This window comes from Segeticoccus rhizosphaerae (assembly GCF_009192725.1).
Taxonomy (GTDB): Bacteria; Actinomycetota; Actinomycetes; order Actinomycetales; family Dermatophilaceae; genus Segeticoccus; species Segeticoccus rhizosphaerae.
The window spans coordinates 1-2,086 of record NZ_VOHR01000476.1; the positions used below are offsets into that span (position 1 = coordinate 1).

At 73.3% G+C, this 2,086-nt stretch carries 1 protein-coding gene; it reads right to left on the reverse strand.

From position 1 onward, the window contains the following. The coding region (gene dnaE, locus FRW57_RS20795) for a DNA polymerase III subunit alpha (RefSeq protein ID WP_152186954.1) at positions 1-2,086 on the reverse strand (2,086 nt) is incomplete at both ends.

Below are 2,086 nucleotides of genomic sequence, written 5' to 3' on the forward strand. Positions count from 1 at the left end.
CCGGTCCGGCCTGGCGGCGTGCGCTCGGGCGCCGCCCCCGCGCCTGCCCGGCCGCGCGCTCGGCCACCCTTTGTCCTGCCTGACCGGGGCCCCCGCCTCCGGTCATCGGGCGGCTGCTCGTCGCGGCCACCCCCGCGGCACTGCCGCGACGCGCCATCGATCGGGACCACCGGTCGAGCTCGGTGACGTGCAGCAGCAGGTCGCGTCGGGTGATCCGCCCGCGGCGACCGAGCGCCGCGCCCCCGTCGCCCCCGAGCCCGTAGACCGAGTCGAACCCCCCGGCGAGCACCAGCCGCTCGACCACGGGACGCGACACCCGGGCCCGCTGCCAGAAATCGGCCAGGGAGGCGTAGGGCGCCCCGGCCACGATGCGCGTCACCTCGTCCTCGTGGATCCCCTTGACGTCGGACAGGGACAGCCGGATGCCGTAGCCCCGCGCGTGACCTGCGTGGCCCGTCATACCCCTGCGTGTGGGCGCCTTCGCCTCGGCCCCCTCCGCGTCGCCGTCCGTCCGTCCGTCCCGCCCCACCGGCTCCACCCGGTAGGTGGCGCCGGACCGGTTGACGTCCAGCCCCAGCACCGCGACCCCGGTGTTTCGCGCGTCGTCGAGGATGAGCCGCTTGGGGTACATGCCCGGGTCGTGGGTGAGCACCCCGGCGAGGAACGCCGCCGGGTGGTGCGCCTTGAGCCAGGCCGACTGGTAGGTCGGCAGCGCGAAGGCCGCCGCGTGGGCCTTGCAGAAGCCGAACGAGGCGAAGGCGGCCAGCACCTCCCAGATCCGGTCGACGTCGGCCGGTTCGTAGCCGCGTGCCGCCGCGGCGGGTCGCCACCAGGCCTCGACCTCCTCCTGCCCGGCCGGGGACCCGAGGGCACGGCGCACCTCGTCGGCCTCGGCCAGGCTGACTCCGGTGGTCTCGGCCACCAGCTGCAGCACCTGCTCGTGGAAGACCACGACGCCGCAGGTGCTGCGCAGCGCGGGCTCCAGGGTCGGGTGGAGGTACTCGGGCGGGCGCCAGCCCTGCCGGGCGAGCAGGAAGGGCGTGACCATGTCGGACTTGACCGGCCCCGGCCGGAACAGCGAGATGTCGATGATGAGGTCCTCGAAGGTCTCCGGCGCGAACTTGCCGATCAGCTCCCGCTGCCCCGGCGACTCGATCTGGAAGCAGCCGAGCGTATGGGTGGACCGGATCAGCTCGAAGGTCTGCTCGTCGTCGAGCGGCACCTGCTCACGGTCGTCGAGGTCGATGGTGATGCCGTCGACCCGGGCGACCTCGTCGACCGCGTGCGCCATCGACGACTGCATCCGGATGCCGAGCACGTCCAGCTTGAGCAGGCCGAGCGTCTCCACGTCGTCCTTGTCGAACTGGCTCATGGGGAAGCCCAGCCAGCTGGCCTCCACCGGCGTCCGGTCGAGCAGCCCTCGATTGGACAGGACCACGCCGCACGGGTGCAGGGCCACGTGCCGGGGCAGCCCGTCCAGACGCTCGACCAGCTCGAAGAGCAGCTTCAGCCGAGGCGCGTCCAGGCCCCTGGAGCGCAGCTCGGGCAGCTCGCGGACGGCCGCGCGGGCGTCCCGGGCGCGGATGTGGGGAAAGGCCTTGGCGAGCGCGTCGGTCTCGGCGGGCGGCAACCCCAGCGTCGCCGCCACGTCGCGGATGGCGTGCCGGACCCGGTAGGTGTCCATCATCGAGACACAGGTGACCCGATCGCCCCCGAACCGCTCGAGGATGCGTTCGTAGACCTCGGTGCGGCGAGCCGACTCGACATCGACGTCGATGTCCGGCAGCTGGGCGCGCATGGGGGTGCAGAACCGCTCCATCAGCAGGTCGTGGCGCAGCGGTTCGACCCCACTGATGCCGAGCAGGTAGTTGACCAGGCTGCCGGCTCCCGAGCCCCGCGCGGCCACCCGGACCCCCATGTCGCGGATCAGGTCGCACACGGCGGCCACCGTCATGAAGTATGTCGGGTAGCCCAACGCGGCGATCGTGCGCAGCTCGTCCTCGAGCCGGCTCTCCACGGCCCGCCGCTCGCGCTCACCCGCCCCGGCGTAACGGCCGGCGATCGCGGCGCGGCAGCGAGCGGCCAG